Raw genomic sequence first — 1,593 nt, 5'->3', positions numbered from 1 at the left:
GTTTTTAAGGAAGTTTTCAGACGGCCTGTGCAAAATAAAAACGCAAAAGGTCGTCTGAAAAAAGATTGTCTTGCCGCAACATTTAATTCAATCAGCAACCCCATCCCCTCTCCCGTGGGAGAGGGCTAGGGAGAGGGCAGCAAGGCTTGCACAAACACCCACCCGATAACAAAAATGACCACGCCCGAAAAACTATTGACCGCCGACAACCCCGCCCTGCGCCAACGCGCCAAAGCCATGCGTCAAGAAATGAGCGAGGCGGAAGCAAAATTGTGGCAGCACCTGCGGGCAGGCAGTCTGAACGGCTATAAATTCCGCCGCCAGCAGCCGATTGGAAACTATATTGTTGATTTTATGTGTGTAACGCCCAAGCTGATTGTCGAAGCAGACGGCGGGCAGCACACAGAACAAGCCGCATACGATCACGCGCGGACAGCCTATCTCAACAGCCTGGGCTTTACCGTGCTGCGTTTTTGGAATCACGAGATTTTGCAGCAGACAAACGATGTGCTGGCAGAAATCCTGCGCGTGTTGCAGGAATTGGAAAAACAGCCTGCACGGTAGCAGATGGCCGATTTTGATTGGATTTTGAAAATTATAGAGTGCAGGCTACCTGAATTGAGCATTTATAAAGGTCGTCTGAAAAGAAAAAAAGCAGCCTGCACAATTTGTTTTCCTTGCAGAACCCTTAATTCCAGCAGATACCCCGTCCTCTCTCCCCGCGGGAGAGAGCTAGAGAGAGGGCAACAAGCCGCAAGGCTTGTATTTGGTCGGTTAGGGATTTGGGAAAGATTACCGCAATTCGTAGAATGCCCTCTCCCCAGCCCTCCCCCACGGGGGAGGGAGCGGGTTGCAGCAGGTTTTGCGGTTTCAGGCGGTTTGAAAAGCAACTTGGGTTTGCAACCGTTGATTTTAGGCCGTCTGAAAAGGAAAAAAGCAGCCAATACAACCTGTTTTCTCGCAGAACCCTTAACCCCAACAGCCGCCCCGTCCTCTCTCCCCGTGGGAGAGAGTTAGAAAGAGGGCAACAAGCCGCAAGGCTTGTATTTTAGGAGACTAAGGGATTTGGGAAAGGTTGCTGCAACTTGGAGAATGCCCTCTCCCCAGCCCTCCCCCACAGGGGAGGGAGCGGGTTGTAGCAGATTCAGGCGTTGCAGGTCGTCTGAAAAAGAATGCCCGAAATATCAACAGCAGGAATTTTTCAGATAGCCTTTATCGCAAGGCAGATGGAACAAACGCCGCGAGATTTTTTCAGACGACCTTTGAACCCATCGGTAGGGTGTGTACCGCAAGGCACTCACGCGGTGGGTTGGAGTTACAGGGAAAATGGGGAGCGCGTGCGTACCACACACACCCTACATGCGGGCTACGGCTTGCTGAATTGAGCGTTTAACAGGTCGTCTGAAAAGTAAAAAACAGCCTGCACAACCTGTTTTCCTCGCAGAACCTTTAACCCCAACAGCCACCCCGTCCTCTCTCCCCGTGGAAGAGAGCTAGAGAGAGGGCAACAAGCCGCAAGGCTTGTATTTTAGGCGGTTCGGGAATTGAGAAAGGTTGCCGCAACTTGGAGAATGCCCTCTCCCCAGCCCTCCC

Annotated in this window: 2 protein-coding genes; both read left to right on the top strand. The window is 52.0% G+C overall.

All coding sequences use genetic code 11. The features are described from left to right. Positions 1-174: 174 nt before the first annotated feature. A complete protein-coding gene (locus HMPREF2954_RS08725; protein WP_045072353.1) occupies positions 175-564 on the top strand; it encodes an endonuclease domain-containing protein in 390 nt (129 codons plus the stop codon). 662 nt (positions 565-1,226) lie between these two features. Then, entirely contained in the window at positions 1,227-1,385 is a 159-nt protein-coding gene (locus tag HMPREF2954_RS12465) for a hypothetical protein (protein ID WP_168165601.1), read from the top strand. Positions 1,386-1,593: the final 208 nt, after the last annotated feature.

Source organism: Neisseria sp. HMSC067H09, assembly GCF_001814135.1.
In the GTDB taxonomy this organism is placed as follows: Bacteria; Pseudomonadota; Gammaproteobacteria; order Burkholderiales; family Neisseriaceae; genus Neisseria.
The sequence above is the reverse complement of the archived record's forward strand: the minus strand, read 5'-3'. Positions and strand labels throughout refer to the sequence as shown.

What these genes read in the sequence shown, in the direction of transcription:
- HMPREF2954_RS08725 (WP_045072353.1), top strand. Translation starts at nt 175, where the DNA reads ATGACCACGCCCGAAAAACTATTGACCGCCGACAACCCCGCCCTGCGC.
- HMPREF2954_RS12465 (WP_168165601.1), top strand. Translation starts at nt 1,227, where the DNA reads ATGGAACAAACGCCGCGAGATTTTTTCAGACGACCTTTGAACCCATCG.